Origin of the sequence: Bacillus sp. JJ864, from assembly GCF_036963045.1 — a bacterium.
Classification (GTDB): domain Bacteria; phylum Bacillota; class Bacilli; order Bacillales; family Bacillaceae_G; genus Bacillus_A; species Bacillus_A pseudomycoides_C.
The window spans coordinates 1890-21075 of sequence record NZ_JBALLY010000149.1 but is presented as its reverse complement, the minus strand read 5'-3'; the positions used below and the strand labels follow the sequence as shown (position 1 = coordinate 21075).

General features: G+C 36.0%; 16 protein-coding genes. All 16 read right to left on the bottom strand.

The features are described 5' to 3' along the window. Nucleotides 1-1281: PQQ-binding-like beta-propeller repeat protein (locus tag V7024_RS20270; RefSeq protein WP_335523236.1), on the bottom strand; the 1281-nt coding region annotated here is incomplete at its 3' end. Between the two features lie 114 nt (nt 1282-1395). Then, a complete protein-coding gene (locus V7024_RS20265; RefSeq protein WP_335523234.1) occupies nt 1396-5334 on the bottom strand; it encodes a phage tail protein in 3939 nt (1312 codons plus the stop codon). Nucleotide 5335: 1 nt separating this feature from the next. Next, on the bottom strand, nt 5336-7312 hold the full coding sequence (locus V7024_RS20260) for a pyocin knob domain-containing protein (protein WP_335523231.1): 1977 nt from the start codon (nt 7310-7312) through the stop codon (nt 5336-5338). Nucleotides 7313-7327: 15 nt separating this feature from the next. Continuing rightward, nucleotides 7328-8155, bottom strand: a complete 828-nt coding sequence (locus V7024_RS20255) for a phage tail domain-containing protein (RefSeq protein WP_335523229.1) — start codon at nt 8153-8155, stop codon at nt 7328-7330. Between the two features lie 5 nt (nt 8156-8160). Further along, entirely contained in the window at nt 8161-11538 is a 3378-nt protein-coding gene (locus V7024_RS20250) for a DUF2207 domain-containing protein (RefSeq protein WP_335523227.1), read from the bottom strand. Between the two features lie 264 nt (nt 11539-11802). Beyond that, nucleotides 11803-12147 (bottom strand): hypothetical protein, encoded by a 345-nt coding sequence (locus V7024_RS20245; protein WP_335523224.1) that lies wholly within the window; start codon nt 12145-12147, stop codon nt 11803-11805. A 4-nt stretch (nt 12148-12151) separates the two neighbouring features. Continuing rightward, nucleotides 12152-12742, bottom strand: a complete 591-nt coding sequence (locus V7024_RS20240; protein WP_335523222.1) for a major tail protein — start codon at nt 12740-12742, stop codon at nt 12152-12154. Then, nucleotides 12743-13075 (bottom strand): hypothetical protein, encoded by a 333-nt coding sequence (locus V7024_RS20235; protein ID WP_335523220.1) that lies wholly within the window; start codon nt 13073-13075, stop codon nt 12743-12745. After that, nucleotides 13072-13440, bottom strand: a complete 369-nt coding sequence (locus tag V7024_RS20230; protein WP_335523219.1) for an HK97 gp10 family phage protein — start codon at nt 13438-13440, stop codon at nt 13072-13074. Before V7024_RS20230 ends, V7024_RS20235 begins: the two co-directional genes overlap by 4 nt. Beyond that, nucleotides 13441-13800, bottom strand: coding sequence for a phage head closure protein (locus V7024_RS20225; RefSeq protein ID WP_335523217.1), 360 nt, complete (start codon nt 13798-13800; stop codon nt 13441-13443). Between the two features lies 1 nt (nt 13801). Continuing rightward, complete coding sequence (locus V7024_RS20220) at nt 13802-14095, bottom strand: hypothetical protein (RefSeq protein WP_335523215.1); 294 nt, start codon at nt 14093-14095, stop codon at nt 13802-13804. A 12-nt stretch (nt 14096-14107) separates the two neighbouring features. After that, nucleotides 14108-15262 (bottom strand): phage major capsid protein, encoded by a 1155-nt coding sequence (locus V7024_RS20215; protein ID WP_335523213.1) that lies wholly within the window; start codon nt 15260-15262, stop codon nt 14108-14110. A 19-nt stretch (nt 15263-15281) separates the two neighbouring features. After that, nucleotides 15282-16037, bottom strand: a complete 756-nt coding sequence (locus tag V7024_RS20210; protein WP_098917239.1) for a head maturation protease, ClpP-related — start codon at nt 16035-16037, stop codon at nt 15282-15284. After that, nucleotides 16018-17184 carry a phage portal protein gene (locus V7024_RS20205; RefSeq protein WP_335523237.1) on the bottom strand — a complete coding sequence of 389 codons (1167 nt, stop codon included), beginning with the start codon at nt 17182-17184 and terminating at the stop codon, nt 16018-16020. Before V7024_RS20205 ends, V7024_RS20210 begins: the two co-directional genes overlap by 20 nt. Before the next feature lie 8 nt (nt 17185-17192). Next, complete coding sequence (locus V7024_RS20200) at nt 17193-18860, bottom strand: terminase TerL endonuclease subunit (RefSeq protein WP_335523209.1); 1668 nt, start codon at nt 18858-18860, stop codon at nt 17193-17195. Continuing rightward, the gene (locus V7024_RS20195) at nt 18857-19168 is read right to left on the bottom strand and encodes a P27 family phage terminase small subunit (RefSeq protein WP_098917237.1); all 312 of its coding nucleotides are present in this window, start codon (nt 19166-19168) and stop codon (nt 18857-18859) included. The genes V7024_RS20200 and V7024_RS20195 overlap by 4 nt, the downstream gene beginning before the upstream one ends. Between the last annotated feature and the right edge of the window lie 18 nt (nt 19169-19186).

Genomic DNA, 19186 nt, shown 5'->3' with positions numbered 1-19186 from the left:
TGTACTTTCTTTTGTACATGCGTTGTCTGTATAATCATCACCAATTGCCATTATAGAATAGTATGTATCTGGATACCACTCACCTTTAAGTCTTCTAACTCCTGATGATGTAGTGTATAAAGTCCCATCTTTATCAATCGTGATTCCACCACCGAAAGTTTTTAACTCTTCTGTAAGAGGAAAACTCCACTTAAGTGTTCCATCTGGGTTAAACACAAACATTTCAAAATTCCCACCAAAACAATAAATTACGCCATTTTTATCGACTACTTGTGGTCTTACACGTTGAGCTTTTCTATCCTGAACGTCGTATTTCCACTTTAAAGTATAGTCTGGATTATATGCGTATAGATAGCGACCTGCCCCCATATAAATAGTTCCATCTATCGTAGATATTATAGGTTCAGCCGATAATTCTTCCGTACCAGTATTGATAGTATGTAATAAGTTTCCGTCTTTATCAAAGACGCATAAATTATTCCCATCAGTAATAAGTATTTCGTCATTTAAACCCAAAGAAAGTGTTCCTGGAGGATGGTGAACATCCCCCCCGACAGTTTTCTCCCATAGTTGCTTTCCATTTTTATCGTAGGCATACAAAGAGTTACGATCTAAAATATAAAGTGTCCCATTTTTTGAAAGTACCATATAGTCAGCTTTATCTACACCATATGGAAATTTAGCTGAAGCCCATTTCATTGATCCATCTGGATTATAAGCTTCTAATCGACCTTTAATGATATTACGTACATAAATTGTACCATCATTATCGATAATAAGAGCTTGATGAACAATAGGAGTTTTATCTTGCCATTTAATTGTTCCATCTGGATTTAACGCTGTTATGCCAACTCCAGCAACATAAATAGTTCCATCTTCCGCTATAACTGGTGGAATGCCCGTATTTGTAACATCAGCTTTAATCCATTTAACAGACCCATCTTTATTAAATGCATATAACTTGAAATTTTGATTTGATGCATAGACCGTGCCATCCCGTCCAATTGCTACTTGAGGATCAAATGGTTGAATCTTCCTATTAAAAGCACCCTCGCTGTAGTAAACTTTATGCTCCCATTTTACTTTAGTAACATCTGTTCCAACATAAGGTGAATTTTTATTCCAATTCCTCCCAAAGGGAAATTCAGCTTGTAAATCATATTTTCCTTGTTCAAATTGATCACCTTGTGTGTTAGTAGTTTGTGCCTGTGTTATTGAACGAGGACTTAATCCTACCAGCAAAGAAAACAGTAGCAGCACTAACATAAATTTCTTTTTCATAGTTTTCCTCCTATGTAATAATTTGCGAGACATAACATTTAAAATAATAACATATTAACTATATATTGTAATTTATTATTTTAAGTGATTATCAAAATAAAAAAGCCTTACTTATTAGCAGACTTTGGTTTCAACTTCTCGTTTTCTTCTCTTAACTTTTGGTTTTGTGCTTCTAGTTCGATTACGCGAGCCAGATAAATGTTTTTCTCTTGCGTGGCTGCGTTTAGCTGTTCTTCCACCACTTTTGCGTACATTTCTGTGTTTGCTGTTATTTTCATCAATAATCACCTTTTCTATTTTATCTAGTCTATCGTCTGTTTTGTGTACATACTGCTGAAAACCTCTTATTGTAACTGATAAGGAACCGTATAGATTGGCACCATTACGTTGCTCATCGGTAAATGGTAAAGGACAATCATCAACCATGAAGCCATATCGTTTAGGGATATCTTTTAATGTGTATGGCGCTTGTCCACCTTCTTTATTTGCCCGCATTTCATACAGCTTAGCTATATCATTTTTGAAATAGTATTCTTTAATTTTTAAATCTAAAACACTTTGAAGAGCATCAAACTGTAAATCTTTTATATACGTTTTAAGTTTTCGTTGGGAAGTAGTTTTATATTCGGTTGCTACGACACCACTGTGACGTGAGCCGTCGCTAGATTTCACTTGTAAATACCCATTCCAATGATCGTCACAACAAACCATTGACTTATATAACGTTATATGTGAACCGATATCCTCAGTAATCCATTCATTCTTATAGTTTTTTTTCATGTTATAAAAATAAAGTGCATTTGACGTTATCTTTGCAAATTCTGCATTTTGAGGGTTATCAAGGGTCAACGATGGTTTCCATCCTAGAGTTGAATCATAAGACTTTGCGGTAACAGATTTTCGTTGACCGTTATCCAACACAGTAAATGCTTGTGCTCCATAGTGCGCAGTATCATTACCATCATTAAGGTTCAATCCCCATGAAGCAATGTCTATAGAATTCGCTAACGAGCCGTCTTCTTTATAACCCTTACTATAAAAAAGTCCCTTTTCTAAACCCGTAACAACTCTCTTTGCCCATCGATTCCATTCAGCTGGAGTTTGAAACCCTTGTGTAAAGATTCTACCATTCGACATCTCTGTAAAGTTATTACTATTGTTCGGATCGATTGCTCTAATAGTGATACCTTCAAGTAATTTACCAGCAATGCTTTCCGCTGTAACAGCACCAACTAAATTAATACGCTTCGCTTCGATTTGAATCTTTTCTGCCGTTTGGTTAATGCTTGAGATGATATTACCGACTTTAACTGTGCTCAGAATACTCTTTTCAGTAACACTAATACGCGCTTCCATTTCTTTCACATACGCATCTTTAGCGTATCTTCCGTCAGCTTCTACTCGTGTGTAGACTTCTGTCTTTTTAGCGGTCAGACTGATTCCTTCTTTTGTAGCGGAAATCTCACGATCAATTTGCTCTGTTTTCTTGTTGTAATCAGCTGTCGCTACCTTTTCAGCGAGTTGCTTTAAATACTCTTCGCGGTTTTTAATGACAGTGTTTTTCAGACTTGGTATATCGAATTTTTCTACATAGTTTCCAACTTCTGTGATTGTTACTTTTGCTTTTATCGCTTCTGCTTGCGTTACAAGTGTAGCTTGGGCTTGCTTGATTTGCTCTCCTTGCGTTGTCTGTGTTTTCGTAACACTTTCTACACTCTGTTTAATAGACTCGGTTGTACGAGTTAATTCAGCTGTTTTCTGTTCGAATACAACTTGAGACACTTGTTCTTCTGGTGCCGGTGTCCAATCAGTAGCAATGTTTCCCGTTTCTAATTTAAAATTTCTTAAATAGATTTTAGTTGTTTTGGAATCCCAACCCCACAACTCAATTTGTGCTTGTCCTGTATTAGATGCATTTTCACTAATCGTTGTTGTATATGTTATTCTTTGAAAAGTATTAGTAATTCCCGTAAATATTTTTGTGGGAAATATATATTTAGGGTTACCGTTTGTACAATATAACTGAACTCGCCCAGCTGATCCGTCAGTTGTATCTATCTTTACATCAAAACTGAATGTAACTGTTTTTCCTACTAACTTACCGAATAGTTCATTAAGATTATTCTTAAATATGCCATATGCTGAATTTGAAGCAATTTGAGTTGTATTCCAACTTTCTGTATCTGATAGTAAGTTACGCCCACCAACCTTGATATTGTCAAACTTTTGCTCAACGCTCATTAACTTTTCAGTAATCTGCCCCGCTTTTTCTTCGATTTCAGTTGTCTTCTTTGATAGGTTACCCACAACATTTTTCTGATCATCGACAGTTGTTTTTATATCTGAAATAGTACGAGTATTACCTTCAGACGTTTGCTTTGCTTCGTTAGCTGTTTTACTAACTTGAGTTACGTTATTACCAAGATCAGTCACACTTTGCTTTGTGGCCATTTGTTTGATAGCTTCATCAGTTTGTGTAAACTTGGTTCCTATATCCTCAAATTTCTTAATGCTACCCTTCTGATCTGTTTCATATATTTGTTTACTTGCGAAACCTTCAAGCTTTTTGTTACTTTCCTCTTTCGTATAAACACCACTTTTGTCAGCCTTATCTTTTAGTTGTTCATTCAACCAATCTTTATCAGCTAGGCCTTCCATATCAGATATAATCTGTTGTATTTCCTTGTTCGTTTTTTCCTCAGAAGCTTTGATTGCACCTTCAACATCTGGAACAATTACATCCCATGTTTTACCGTTCCACTTTTTCAGTACTCCCGGCTTACCTTTCGAAGTATCCAGCCACAGCGTTTTACCAGGATCAAGATTAGTAGTTGGTTCCGTATTACTCTCAATAATAGTAGTTTGAAAGTTTTTTTGATTTTCTTTTACTAATTCAGCAAGCTTCTTCGCTGCTTCACTTTCTTGCTTGGCTGCTTCTGCTTTTTTATCTGTTATTTCATTGATACGGTCTGTATAGTTATTGGATTGCTCTAATAACTTTTGATCCAATTCTTTTACGACAGAGAGAATATCCGCAGTCCATTTCTTTTGCTCTTCTGTACGATCCACAAGTTCTTCTCGTTTATTACTAAACTCATAAACATTTGGTGTTTCTTCGTATGGATAACGAGTACGTTTTACTACACGTACATCAAAATCCATATTGTACTTATAATGTTGAAGGATTGCGCGGTCGCCAACTTTCGGTTCGTTCGAATCGTCAAAGTTGGCTTCTTTATGGTCCACAGTGATAGAAACAACTGGAATATCATTAACGGCTACCTTACATTTTTCCAACGCTGTTTCTTTATTTTTGATCTTGTCATCTTCAATATTGTCGGCTTGTCGATAACGGATAAGCTCAGGCATTTTATACTTCAATGGTGATTCATAATAATACGTAAATTGCGGCCCTTCACCTTCTTCTTTAGATGGCGTATGGCCAAGTAATAAAACAGAGAATGAGCAATTACTGTCATCTGTTGTTTTCTTAATAGCATTTACGTTATAACCAAACTTATATAACTTGTCTGTTGTTTTGCCGATACGGTCAGCGAAAACAACAGTCATGTTGTCAAAGAAGCATTCAATATCAAAGCGATCCAGTAGCTTTCGAATCATTTTCATACGACTTTCGCCACCGAAGTTATCAAACTGTAATTGTATTTGTTTCGAACAACGATTGATATATTTGAAATTACTTCCCTCAAATGTGTGGGCAAGTCCTTCTTCTATGGAAAAGTAACCGGTAACCTTCTTCTCTTGTGTTTGTAAAGATAGTTCAGCGCCGATTTGAATTGCATCACAATCTTTAAATCCAAGCTCATCTAGATGATTGACTAGAATAATGTAGCATTGGCCCTCAAAGATAAGTAGATTCCTATCTTCTACATACGGATACACACGCTTATTCATATCTGTATCTGGAACTTCGAAACGAATAGAGGACGGTTCATTCTTGCCCTCTATTACCTCGAATAACTTCATATCAACTAAATGAAATTGACCACCCGTTGATAACTGTTCAATTTTAGGTCTTTCTACTCGCTTCATATTACCAACCAACCTCTAAATAATCGATTTTATTATTGTGATTAGAACCAACTTGCGAGAAGCCTCCACCTTTGATAATTACATTTGCAATAACACTATCTTGTAAGTTCTCTACTCGTAATGTTCTAACTTGTACATTTGAAAGAATTGATCTAAATACTTTTTTATTACCATTTGAGATTGCTAACTCTCCGATGTGAACGTCTGAACGGGAATCCCAACCCAATTTATTATTATATTTAACCGTTCCACCGTTTAGACCCCAATCAAGAGTGAAGTAATTCCAAATACCATCTTCCCAACATTCTTGTACGTCTGGATTGGTAATTTTAGCGCTAAATCCATATTCCGTTACGATTCCTTTATTAAAAGCTCGAACGACAGGATTTAATATCCTCACATTTTTGTATTGTGGCGCATTGTCACCTTCCTTGCTCTTAAACCAAACACCGCGGGATGTTTCTTTGCTTTTACCGTTTCTAATGTTCACACCTTCAAGAGTAAAATCTTCGCAGGTATCATTAAGAATCTGGAATACTAACCCATGTCCAATATCATTACCAATTACTTTTTCTGTTCTAAAATAAGACATATTATTAAATAGTCCAAGTTCCTCCAATACGTTTTCTGCTTGGACATTATAAGTAACGTTCTTATGAACTATCTTATCCACTGGTGCAATTTCAGCTAGTCCTTTTTTAGTATTTTTTAACTTAAGAATGACTTTCACATTGTCACAAGGTGTCTTATCGTAAGGCTTTGTATTTTGATTTGTAAGCGTATTTGTATCAATAACAACATAAATACCTACTATAGCGCCTGCCGATGTCGTAGCGGTACAATCCACAGCTTCTATATCTATTTCTGCATCTTTAATAGCATTTAAAGAAACGTATGCTTGTGACTCACCACCATTGATAACTTTTGTATCAATTGTAATGTCCTGGCAATGTGATAATACAAATGCTTTTGCATCTTTAGTTTTCTTTAAATCAAATACTCCACCTTTAAAGATGATGCCCCTTGTCTTATCATATCCACCAATATTTACTGTATCTTTATTAGTAAAGAATGTTGTACTTCCTGCCTTTAAAATAAAGAAAGCATTTGGATCAGCACGAATATTAATGTTACTTGGAATTTCCAAATCACCTATTGTGTATGCTCCTGCCGGAATATCTAATGTTTTCCCGGCCGACTCATTCAGAGCTTTTTGAAAGGCCGCGTTATCGCTGCCATAATAATTGACACTGTTATATGGAATCATAGATCTGATTGCTGTATCTAACGAAGCGTGAGCACCTTTCACCTTATTGACTTCATTTTTGATATCATCATAAGCTCCAGCTAAACCAAGCTGTTCCCATTCCGTCCAAATTTTATTAGTTTTTTTTCTGACATACAGACTGTTTTCAACTGTATTATTCAAGCTATATGCTACTTGCATGCAACCGAAGTCAGAATTTGGTTGTGAGTAGACTTGAATCCACCAATATCCTTGTTTAGGCGCATTTTTAACGTTTCCTTTATAAAAACCTGTTTTAACAATGTCATTAATATCACTTGCATCTTCAAGATTTATAACATGGCCATTGTCATCAGTTAATTTAATACGTTGAAAACTATCTGTATTATCAAGCTTCGTCTTTATTTTTTGATTCAAATCATATAAAGTCTTTTCCCCTAATCTTGCCGCGACTACCTCATCAAAATTTGATGGTTTGGCCGCTAGAAAATCTGAGATTAATTTTTTCACTGTATTTAAAGTGTCTGTATTTCCACTTGCTATTAATGCTAATAAATTAGCAACATCGGCTGCTTCTTTTGTTGCTAAATTTAAAAGAGCTTGTTGAACTCTGACAATAAAATTGTTGTTGTTCACAAGCTCCAAATATATATTATTTACTTCTAAATTTAATTCTTTCCGTTCATCGGCAGACATAAAACTATGTATATAATATAGTCTTGCTAAACTCATAGCACTCGCTCCTTTCTATAAATAATAGAATCTTGTATTTACTTCACACCAATGGAATGTAGACGATTCGATTTTGATTTGATTTAGTCCGGACACAAGATGTATTTCCCCTGCGTCAGCATGCCGTACAAGATTGCGGCCATACTCATCTTCTATGTGAAGACCCTTTATGACAATGATTCCTTGTGAAACTGTATCAGGATTGTAAATTGTTAATGAATCATTTGTAGTAAAGTTCGTAATCTTTAAATAGCGTGGATCGCATTTAATACGCCATGTTATATCATGCTGTGACGGGTTAATTTCCATCGTTCCAACGTTTTTAAAATGGAACATTTTTTCTTTGAATGTGTAATCATATTTATCGTCCCACTCTAAATTCATACCCCAAGCAAATTTATTAGTATCCCACCCTTTAACGTCTAAAGAGGTGAATATACTTTCACCGAATCCGTCAGGAATGGAAAACTCAACAGTAATTTCAAATAATAAAGAACCAGGCGGACGGTTAATCTTCATGTCTTGATACTCAACACGTCTCCGTATACCTGGTTCTCTGGAATATATAATATAAAAGTCTTCTAGCCTTCCAAATAAGGCATACAACTCATTCCGTTTCTCATAAACACCTTCTATGTCCATCGTGTCCACAAGTACTCTAAGCTGACATCCTCGTTCTGTGTAACTCTTGTTATAATAATGAACACCATACTTACCTGTTATTTTTGTTTTCTGCGCTTCTTTTTGAGGTGGATCAACTGTCAATTCTAATGTTTCGACATTGTGGTCTTTCTTGAGGGAGCAAGTTTGTCCGTTTTTAAATAGTAGAATTGTATCTGGCATACTTATCATTCCCTCCCTTTCAGAAATTTAATTTTATCTTGTCTTAAATCTTCTTTTCGTACAGAGCGTTGTACGGTACGGCCATCCACAATTACAGGTTGATCCACAGTAAGTTGTACAACTACTTCTTTTGGAGTTGAATCCATGCCATACATTCCTGCATTAGCATATGAAACATTCATTCCACGCATTGCACTTTCATTAAGCGACTGTATATTACCAGCCATAGTCCGATTCATGTTAGCAACTAATTCTCTAATTGTTCCTGTAATACCAAGTGATTTCTCTCTTGACGAAAGTGGCGTAACAGATACCTTATTCCCCTTTTTAGTGAATAACTCTGGTCCAGCTTCACCAGCTATGAATTGACCATCTCCAAGAACATGGCCACCTGTGGCCAACATTGGAACATGTGGAATTTCCGGAGCATCAACACCAGGTATTTTATTTAAGGCATCTGCTGGTGTATTAAATCCATCTATGAATTTATTAATCATTTTAATGATGAAATTTATTGTTGTTTTAATACCTGACTTAATGCCGTCCCATGCATCTAAAATACCTGACTTCATTCCATCAAAAGCGTCACCAACTGCACCAGTCACCCAACGGACAGGACCCATAATTGTTTCTTTTAACCCTTCCCAAATGGATGATGCTGTGGATTTAATACCATCCCAAACGCTTGACAATAAAGAACTAATTCCATTCCAAATACTACTGCTTGTACTGCTGATCCAATTCCACACGGTTACAATTACATTTTTGATTCCATCAAAAATACTTGTTGCTGTAGAAACAATGCCATTCCATAATCCAGTTAAGAAACCAACTATTGCATTCCACACCGAACTTGTTGCTGAACTTACCGTATCCCATACTGATATGATGAAGTTCTTTATAGTTTCAAAGATTGGTGTAACAAAACTAACAAGTCCATTCCAACATGATGATAGGAAATCTGTTATTGCTTGCCATACTGCACTTGTAGTGGAACTAATTGTATTCCAAGTATCAACAATAAATTGTTTTACACTTTCAAAAATTGGCGTCGCAAAGTACAAAATAGCTGTCCAAATTGCCTGTAGGTACTGTGTTATGAAATTCCAAACAGATTGGATAACAGCTGAGATTCCATTCCAGATCATCGAAAAGAAATCCGCTATCCCTTGAAGAATTGGTGTTAAGAACGCGACAATACCATTCCATATGCTCATAAAGAACTCTGACACAGCTGTCCATGCTTGAACAAAGAAATCACGAATACCATTTACAGTAGTGGTAAATAGCTCTACTATACCGGCCCAAAGCTCAGAAAAGAAATCCTTGATTCCACTCCAAACACTTGTCGTCACTTCAACAACTTTGCCCCAAACCTCTGAGGTTATATCTACAACACCATTCCACAAGTTTGAAAGAAATTCAATAATCGAATTCCATATTTCAATTGTCTTTTGTTTAATAGAATCCCAGTTTTTAACGATTGCAACAACCAGTGCTACAACCGCCGCAATAATAATAGGTACAATGGCGACAATACCAGCTGCGGTAGCTGTAGCCACTCCTAAAGCACTAGCAACGACTCCTACTATACTCATTATCGTTGTTATTATTGGCATAAGGGCTAATATAGCTCCAGATATAATAGCAATCACTGTAGCGATAGTTGCTAATGTTGCTGCTAACTTAGGATTATTTGAGATCCATTCAGCTAACGTACTTATTACATTCGTTATTACCTCTAAAACAGGCTCTAATGCTATTTTCAAATCAGACATTGACTTCTGAAATTTCACAGCTGGCGAAGCGTCTAGCTTTTTAACTGACTCATTAAGTTGATCTTGGTTTTTCTTAAAATCTACTGTTTTTTGTGAAGCATTTATTAAAGTGTTAGTTATATTCTGCCCTTGGTCTTCAAACATAGTGGCTAGAACTTTAACCCCCACTTGATTCTTTTTAACGGGGTCTTCTATTCCATCGATTGCTTTAGCCACTTCCACCATAGCTGCCGCACCTTCTCTTCCGCCCTTAGCGACAGCTGCTCCCCATTGTTCTATTTGTTCAGTTGCAATCCCTGAACCATCAAGCGCTTCTTTTAAAGCTTTGTCTGCTCCTTGAGCAAACTCAGTTAATTGAATCCGCCCTTCCTTTAGACCATCTAGAAGGTTATCTATATTCCAAGTACCCGTTTCAATCCCAGCTTCCATAATCGCTTGTACTTCTTCAGCTTTAAACCCAGCGCGAGTTAACTGACCGCCATATTCAGCAATAATGTCTATTTGTTCAGGTGGAAAACCAACTCTCAAGAGAGCATCAGCCATACCCATCGCGCCTTCTTGAGATATCCCTAACTCACTGGAAATCTCGTTTGTTTCCTGGATTAACTCAGTAAAATCAATACCCTCATACGTTTGGGAAATGGTTGCTGCTTGTTTCGCGAGAGCTGTGTTTGCTTCATCAGAAGCCGTTTTATTTAATGCCCATTGGCGACGAACACCTTCAAGTGCCTCCGCTCCATCAACTCCATATGCTTCAATACCTCTTACAGCTGCTTCTACTGATTTTTTAGATTCCTCGGGAACATTAAATGATATATCGATTTTTGTTTTTAATTTTGATGTATCTAGTGCTGTTTCAATAGCCTTTTCTAAACCACCACCAGCAACCGCTGCACCAAGCACGTTTTCTAAATCAATATCAAGCTCTTTGAACTTCTTACCTGCATGTTCAGCTTCTTGAGAGAGTTTAGCTAAATCTTTTTTAACATTTTCTATTGAGTTTCCATCATCAATAGTTGCAAGAATTTGTTTCATCTTTTCAAGATCAGTTCTTGTGCCTAATGCTTCGACACCAATTTTGTTAATCGCTTCGTCAAGTTGTTTAGATGATGCTGTGCCGCTTTTAATTGCGTTGACTAGTCTACCACCTAAAGCGCTAGAGAAGTTATCTACACTCGTTCCTGTGGCTTGAAATAATGCTTCTAGCTGTCTTGTTGAATTAGCTATACGACCTTCTTCAGCTTCCATCTCTCTCATAGAGTTTTGTAAGCTTTTTAAATGGTTTTCAGTTGCGATTACTTCACGGTTGAACGCCCTATATTGTTCTGGTGATATCTTTCCTTCAGCAAACTTCTGATTGATCTGCGTTTGCGCTTCTTTCAGCTTATTTAGCTTTTCAGTTGTTACATTGACTTGTTCAGCTAATAATTGCTGTTTCTGTGCAAGTAACTCTGTATTACCAGGATTGAATTTTAATCCTCTCTCAACTTGTTTAAGTTCTTGCGTTAAAGCGACAGATTGCTTTGTAACATCTTTTAGTGCGTTACCTAATTTAGAAGTGTCCGCACCAAGCTGTATCGTAATCCCTTTTATTGATTTATCCACATATTCACCACCTTTTTACAAAAGTAAAAATGACCACCGATTGTATAGGTAGTCATTTTTAGAATGAATCGTAATCTTTTTGTGTAGCTTTTCTCACCGTTTCTTTTTGCGGATTCTGCAAGTCGATATATTCACTAATGTAATCAAGGCACATACCGATTGTCATTTCCTCCAAATCTGCGCTTGTAAGCTTGCATTTATAACATAAAGCAAGGAACGTCTCGGTTGTAAATCCTTCTCCATCGTCAGCTCCTTGCTCATCACTTACATCTTTTTTTTAGATTGCATAGATGCCATTAACATATCTTGAATTTCTGGAATGATTTCATAAATTGGGAACTCATCAAATGTATCTAGCCAAGTAATTGGATCAGGAATAGTTGGGTCTGCTGTTTTCGCTAATACATAAGTAAAGTTATAGAAAACGTCCATATCTAACAGACTGAAATCCATGTTATCTAAATCATTTACATCTGATTTTATCAATGGATACAGTTTCATTAGATCTGAGAAGTAATCTTTTCCGAACTGTGCTTTATATCGCTTAGGAGTTCCACCTGTGCTTTTTAATCGAACTTGCTTATCGTCTACTACAATCGTTTTTTCCATCTAATTACGCTCCTTTTGGTGTTGCTGATTTTACGTATACTTTTTTGTACCAATTATCATAAATTGCTTGCGTTGTTTTAGAAGTTGTTTTTGTTTTAACCATTGGTCTACCGCCAGGCGCTAAAACAATTGGACTAGAGACGAACTTCAGTTCATTTGTATTAGGTTCAGCAGAATTTGTTTTTGTTTTAGATGCAAGTGTTGGGCGACTCGATGAACAGTTATACATAACATGTCTGGTTGCATTCACATCGCCATCAAATTCGAATAATAACGCGAATGGTTTTCCTTTCGCATCAGCTAACTCATTTAATACTCCATCTTCTGTATCTAATTGCTCACCAAGCGCATCAATAGCGAATTGTTCTGGAATAATAGCAATATTTAATGTTCCATCATAACCTTGGTTATTACTTGCAGCGTAATAAAGCATGTCGTCTGCATAGAATTCAATTAAATCGCCACGCGGATCAAAAGTTAACTCAACTCCACCAGGTAGCGGAATTGGCGTCCCAAACGTAACTACAAAATCTTTCACGTCATATGGTACATAATGAACGTTTTTCAAACCGAACGAAACTTTATTTTCAGGCATTTAAATTAACCTCACTTCATAAAATTTTTGATATAATTTCTCAGATTCAATAAACGTCTCAAATGGTGATTCATAAGGAATCTCATGTTCATCTAAGACATTTTCAAGCTTGGCTTCTGCAACCAAATCTTTTTTAATTGTGTAAAGCTCAATATTCACATCATTTATTTTGTGATAGACCTTATTGTCAGCCATCATATTAGATGAGCCGTCCACAAGGATACAAATATACGGTGGCGATGGTACAGGGTTACCAGGTGTTGCGGTGAAATGCGAATAAGCCACAGGATAACCTGTAGCCTCTAGTACCTTTTTAAATTCAGTTAAGGTCATCGCTGCACCGCCCTTTCAACGCGATCTATGAATTCGGAGATGGCTTTCTGTTCTTCTGGTCCAATATGTGGAAATTTCCGCGCTCTGCCAGTACCACCATTAATTACATGTCCACGCTCTAGTAAATGTGTAAGTTGATATTTTTTATTATAAATAACCCATACACCTTTTACTTTCTTACGTGTCCATCCCTTGCGATAATCACCAGATTTATCGTCAAATTCACCCGCTGTTTTCAAATTATTTACAGATTCTTTCGTTACATCATCAGCCGCCTGTTCTACCTCTTCTTTTACTTCCCTTGTATATAACTCTACTTGTTTAGCGATTTCGTTTGCTAAGTTGTCGATGCTAACCACTAACATTCACCTCACTTTTTCCTTGGTGATTATAGTTAATGTTTTATTTTGTTCATCATCATTTATTGGTGGTTCAATAATATCGAAGATACGTCCCTTTATATTAATCCGCATTTCTTCTGTAATTCCATGAGTATAAGGAATTATAAATCGATACATTCTTGTGGCTTGCGAAGCTGAAGCTGCAATATATTCAGAACCCTTTAGCGTTTTTATTATAGCCCACGCTTTTTTTAACTCTTTCCATGTTATTTCATCTTCACTCGTTTGGCCTAGTTCATCTTCGATTGCTATTGGTTGTTCAATGATGATTCGATTTCTAAAATCCCCAGAATTTAATGGTGGTTTATACTGAAATGGACGCATATCATTCACCTTCCACTTTAATTTCTTCTAATGCTTTTTCGATGCTAAGACTATTAATCTGACTTAAAAAATTATTGTCAAAATACTCAAGTGCATCATTATAAACATAACGAGAGCGTTCAAAGACTAACTCCTTGAACACCTCGTCATCATTAAGATCATAATCTCCACAAACTTTGATTAAAGCTTTATTAGATGTAGAAAGGATACGTTTTAGGTTATCGTCTTCATCATCACCTAAACGCATCCTTTCTTTAAATTGCTGTAATATTTCATTTGAAATTACTGTATTCATTCACATCATTCCTTATTTAGTTACTGGTGGTGTAAATGAAATCTTTAAATCATATACAAGCGCTGCCTTATTATCTTTTGGCTTGCCGTTAGCAAACTGTTTGATTGTATAAAGCGTTGCATCTTCAATTGCTAGTGTTTGATCAAACTTTTTAAGTTTGTATCCACCTGCGATTGCCGCAATGTATTGACCTTTCACAAAGAATAACGCTTTACCAACTGGAACCTCTTCAGACTCTACAGTTTGAATGTTATAAGGTAATGCCATCACCCATTGACCATTAGCTGTTTGAATTGTATTACGAGCCTGTACACCAATAGCATCCACAGGATTGACAACCATTACAATATTATTTAAAACTTTGCGAGATTTGCCTTTTCCATCAATAGATAAAGCTTTTACTACTTCATAAAGCTCACCAGCAATTACTTCACCATGTTCAGAAGGGGCAAATGTTAATGTGCCGGATGATTTTTTGTCAGTAACCGCGCCTGTAGTTGCATTTACATCTTTCATTAAACCTACAGGTTGATGCGCTACTGATCCACCGCCATTTACAAAACCAAATTCTAAACCTACTGAGTAAGATTCTACTAATAAAGTTCGAACATAACGTTCAACCCATTCTGGTCCAAGTTCAAGCATATCGTTTGGAATAGCTGCAAATGCAGTTAATTTAAGTTGACCGATTTTTTCTTCTCGGAACGCTGCATTTACTTGTCCTCTGATCTCACCGAATAATTCGCCCCATGCATACGCTTTTGTTGCATCAGAATAAATGAACTTCGTAACTGCCCCTAAATCTTGTAGCCCTAAAGCATCAAGCAATGGATGTTCTTTAACTAAATCTTCAAATACACGTTCTTGTGTAGTTACTGGAAGGATAGAACCGTCTTTGAATCCACCTTCTTGTACAACTGCATTAAAGAATTTTGTTTCTGCTGCTGTTAGTACGTTTCGACCACGTTGTTGAAGAATAGAACGATCTAACATTTCATCATTTACTTGATTACGAACTGTATTAATTACGTCCGTTTGCATTGCATCAAAGAAATTTTCAAAAGCAGTTGATTGTTCCTGTTCTGTACTTTCTGAACTTGTTAAAGCATCCGTTAATTTTACTTTCGCTTTATTAAATGCTTCAGATTTATTAAATTTAATGACCATTATGTGTTTCCCCCATTTTTTATAATTTTAAAAAGAGCCCTTTAATCCCACTGTTTTTTACAGGTGCAGGACTAGGCTCTCTTGATTGATTCTTATACTGATCTAATTCATTTTGCATTGATTGCATTTGAGCTTTTAATTGTGCAAGTTCCTCATTCGTGTTGTCTTCCACAGTTGTTGCAGTAGTAGTGGCAAAGCCGATTTCAACAGCTTCGTTTGCACTAAACCAGGTTTCCTCATTGACCATATTACGAATTTCTTCACGTTCAATATTTACCCGTGTCATGTAAATATCTATGATGCCATCCTCTAATTTCTCTAGCATATCGGCTTCTTTTCTCATAAGCGTTTTACTGCCCCATACAACTGTAGAAGCCTCATGAATCATCAACATCGATCCAGCTCCCATGATTAATTCATCTGCTGCCATCGCTATTACAGATGCCGCTGAACAGGCCCATCCATCTACATGGATTTTAACCTTTCCTTTATGCGACTTTAGACGATTGTATATAGCAATCCCATCAAAAGCACTGCCGCCAGGGGAATTAAGATGAATAACTAAATCGTTATTTCCTGCTGCTTTCAAAGCATTATCAATATCAGCTGCAGAAGTAGATTCCCACCACCACGATTCACCAATATCTCCGTAAATCGTCAATTCACTAACTCCATTATCTTCATCATGGACTACAGTAAAATTATGTGGGATGTTTGCTAACTGCTCATTGTATTTTTGATTCTTAAAACCAAATTTACGTTTCATCTGTTTCATTTGTTTTCTCACCTCCTTCAGATTCATCTAATTTTGTATAGTTTTTTGTAATATGATGGATATTTAGATTTGGATCATCTGAGTATTCATATCCAACTTCTAATCTAATTTCATTCCCTGTAAATGCACTTGAAGAAATGAGCTTATCAATGCTTGTTGCAAGATCAAATATACTTTGGTAAGAAACAGCTTTAACCTCAATCTTTTGTCCTTCAAGATACTCATTCATCTCAAAGAATTTCACGTTTGCTTCATCTGATATCTTTTTTAACAAAGGTTTTGCCGTGAAAAGCATGTAATTTTTCGTTTGCTTTTCTACATCCGCCATATCCCCATATAACAAAGATGTTGGAATACCGATAGCCATTGCTACTTGATTGAGAAAACCATTCGTTACTTTGTTTATTTCTTCCACACTAGGACCATTAGCAGAACCGTTATATACTTCTTTGTACTCAATCCCTTTTTGTTGCGGCACAATAGCAATATCTTTATTACCAATTGCCTTATACATGTTGTCTATAAACTCTTGTAACTTTGTTACCTGTTCTTGCGTTTTAGCACCAATCATATCCATATCAACTGTGCCGCGAACTTGGTTTTTACGTTTTTGGGAGTTTAATATTCTACCGAATAAATCGCCATAGTCAGCAAAAAGCCCATCTATAAGCGTTGATAACTTATCATTTCGATATTTCAAATGGATAACTTCACTTTGTTTAAAACTTCTTTTGAAAAGATAGTCTTTTACCGTCACATTCGTAAATATATCTTCAAAAACAGCATATTCATTATGCTGAAAGTCATCCGCAATGAGTAGATCACCATCATCAGCTTGTATGACTAAACATTCATTATCATAAATGAGCTTACGAACGAACTTTTCCCAAAAAGTGCTGGCTGTCATATTCTTGTTTGGTCTAACATTCAAACGATAGTAAAGCTCATCCTGTACAAATTCTTTTTTATTCTTTACTCTGAATTCCGATTGACTAATTGTTCTTCCTAAAAAGGATATACAAGTATCAATTGCCAATCGTTTCATATGAGCTCTGTTTGCCGCATCAACAAACATGTCTACATCAAACATAAATGCTATTTCTTTATTTCTGTTTAATACTACATCCAGCCATCCAATTGTTCTCACCCCCTTCACTAGAATTTGATATCACCTATTACAAAGTCTGTTGATTCTTGTATTTCATCCGCTCTATAAAGGGCATGTACAAAACATTGGAATCCGTCAGTTTTCCTTCGCACAGGTTCCTTCTTTTCATATATTTTATTTCCATCACCCTTGATAACAACCAGTACGTTTTGTGTATACCAACGCATAAGAGGGTTATCATCAAAGATAATTTGCTTATTGGCAAACGCCATTTCAATACGTGGAGCTAGTAAACTATGAATTGCTTTTGGATTTCGTATGACTTCTATTTCAAACCCTTCCGCGACTAATAAAGGTCTGATTGCTTCCATTCGGAAATTATCAGCTATAATTTTCTTAACGCCATATTGTTCACGCATTTTTACAAACCAATCGACAATGTGTTGAGGATTGATAGTTGGCTCGTCCACAACAGTTAATAAGCCTTGTTCTTCCCATTCTTTTATTGGCGCAAACTTCTGTTTTTTAAACTCACCTGCTTTTTTGGAATATCCATAATAGATATCAACAAATTCTTTCCGCACAAAGGAATGAGTTTTAAAAATATACTCACCAGTTTGTCTAAATAAAAGACCGCATGCCGCGAAATCTCGAATACTTGCAAAGTCTAACGATCCAATACATTCTTGGCCATGTAAATCTGGAAACGGTCGATCTGTAGCAAGAATTTCTGACCATTTTGCAACAGAACGCTCTAAATTTGTAACAGGTAAATTCATACGCTTTGTCATGAACTCTTCTCGATTGCTTGGATCGTCTTCTAAATCTTCATATTCTTCCTTGATCGTTTCAAGCAATCCTTCGGCATACTCACTTAGAGGCTTTGATAACATGGGATTCGCAAGCTCCCAATTATCAAGATCATCTACTTCTGTTTCGTCATTCAATTTACAAATGAAAGGAAAGATAGCATTCGGACGTGCTTCACCGTTTAAAACCTTCATTGCTTTTTCTTTTTGCTTATCTAAGAAACCATCACGTACATATCCATCTGTACCAATATAAAACTCACGTGGGTTTTTCTTCTTCCCTAAACCACTGATATGAACGCGAACATCTTTATTGCTTTCATATTGATGTATTTCATCAAATACAACCGCACCATCACGCAAGCCATCTTTTGTATCTCCATTTGAAGTTCTAAACTTCAGTACACTTTCAGTAGCCTTTGAAACTGTTTGAGTTAACGTTGTTTTAAAGGCTCTTTGTAAGACTTCATTTTTCTTCACACATTTATGAACTTCGTCAGGGCTCGTTTTTGCTTGCTCTTCACTATTCGCAACAACTGAAATGTTATACTCTGGAATGCCATGTAATTCACTAATTAAAAAGTGAATAATAACAGAAATTAGACCGTTTTTACCGCCACCACGTCCTAACATCCACAGGAATTTACGATAAAATACACGTCCATTTTTCTTATAAAATAAAAAGACGAATGCTATTAAGAATTTTTGAAATGGCTGCAACGGAAAATACCACTTCTCACCGAAGTTGATACAATCCTCAATCATTTCATCGTCAAAATACAAATCGTCCCTATTTAAAACGTATTTTTCTAGATATTCAATTAACAGTTCTCTTTCTTTGTTGAACTTTATTTTTCCAGTTCGATAAAGTTCAATGTATTCATCAATGTACTTTTGCCTAATCATGTTAAATCACTTTTACTATAACCAGCCTTAGGGATATTAGGTTTACAAACAAACTTTATATCTCTTCCTAGCGCAATTAAAGAACTGTTAATTTTATTCCTTTCACTTATAAGAGGATGGGCTTTAACAAAAACTTGAGATCCGTTTTTGACTGTCACCGATTCGCCTTCTTTATTGACAGTTCTGTTTATTTTTCTGAATGCTTTAACTAGATCAATGTATCGTTCTACTTTTTCAACCTCGACTAAATCTGTAATTTCAATACTGTTCATTAGCTGTTCTTTCAATTTTGTAATACTGACAGCCATCTACCCACCCCCCCTTAC

Bases quoted from the DNA above. Each gene is read 5' to 3' on its own strand.
- V7024_RS20240 (WP_335523222.1), bottom strand. From the start codon at position 12,742: ATGCCTGAAAATAAAGTTTCGTTCGGTTTGAAAAACGTTCATTATGTA.
- V7024_RS20245 (WP_335523224.1), bottom strand. From the start codon at position 12,147: ATGGAAAAAACGATTGTAGTAGACGATAAGCAAGTTCGATTAAAAAGC.
- V7024_RS20235 (WP_335523220.1), bottom strand. From the start codon at position 13,075: ATGACCTTAACTGAATTTAAAAAGGTACTAGAGGCTACAGGTTATCCT.
- V7024_RS20220 (WP_335523215.1), bottom strand. From the start codon at position 14,095: ATGAATACAGTAATTTCAAATGAAATATTACAGCAATTTAAAGAAAGG.
- V7024_RS20225 (WP_335523217.1), bottom strand. From the start codon at position 13,800: ATGCGTCCATTTCAGTATAAACCACCATTAAATTCTGGGGATTTTAGA.
- V7024_RS20215 (WP_335523213.1), bottom strand. From the start codon at position 15,262: ATGGTCATTAAATTTAATAAATCTGAAGCATTTAATAAAGCGAAAGTA.
- V7024_RS20200 (WP_335523209.1), bottom strand. From the start codon at position 18,860: ATGATTAGGCAAAAGTACATTGATGAATACATTGAACTTTATCGAACT.
- V7024_RS20255 (WP_335523229.1), bottom strand. From the start codon at position 8,155: ATGCCAGATACAATTCTACTATTTAAAAACGGACAAACTTGCTCCCTC.
- V7024_RS20195 (WP_098917237.1), bottom strand. From the start codon at position 19,168: ATGGCTGTCAGTATTACAAAATTGAAAGAACAGCTAATGAACAGTATT.
- V7024_RS20265 (WP_335523234.1), bottom strand. From the start codon at position 5,334: ATGAAGCGAGTAGAAAGACCTAAAATTGAACAGTTATCAACGGGTGGT.
- V7024_RS20210 (WP_098917239.1), bottom strand. From the start codon at position 16,037: ATGAAACAGATGAAACGTAAATTTGGTTTTAAGAATCAAAAATACAAT.
- V7024_RS20230 (WP_335523219.1), bottom strand. From the start codon at position 13,440: ATGTTAGTGGTTAGCATCGACAACTTAGCAAACGAAATCGCTAAACAA.
- V7024_RS20260 (WP_335523231.1), bottom strand. From the start codon at position 7,312: ATGAGTTTAGCAAGACTATATTATATACATAGTTTTATGTCTGCCGAT.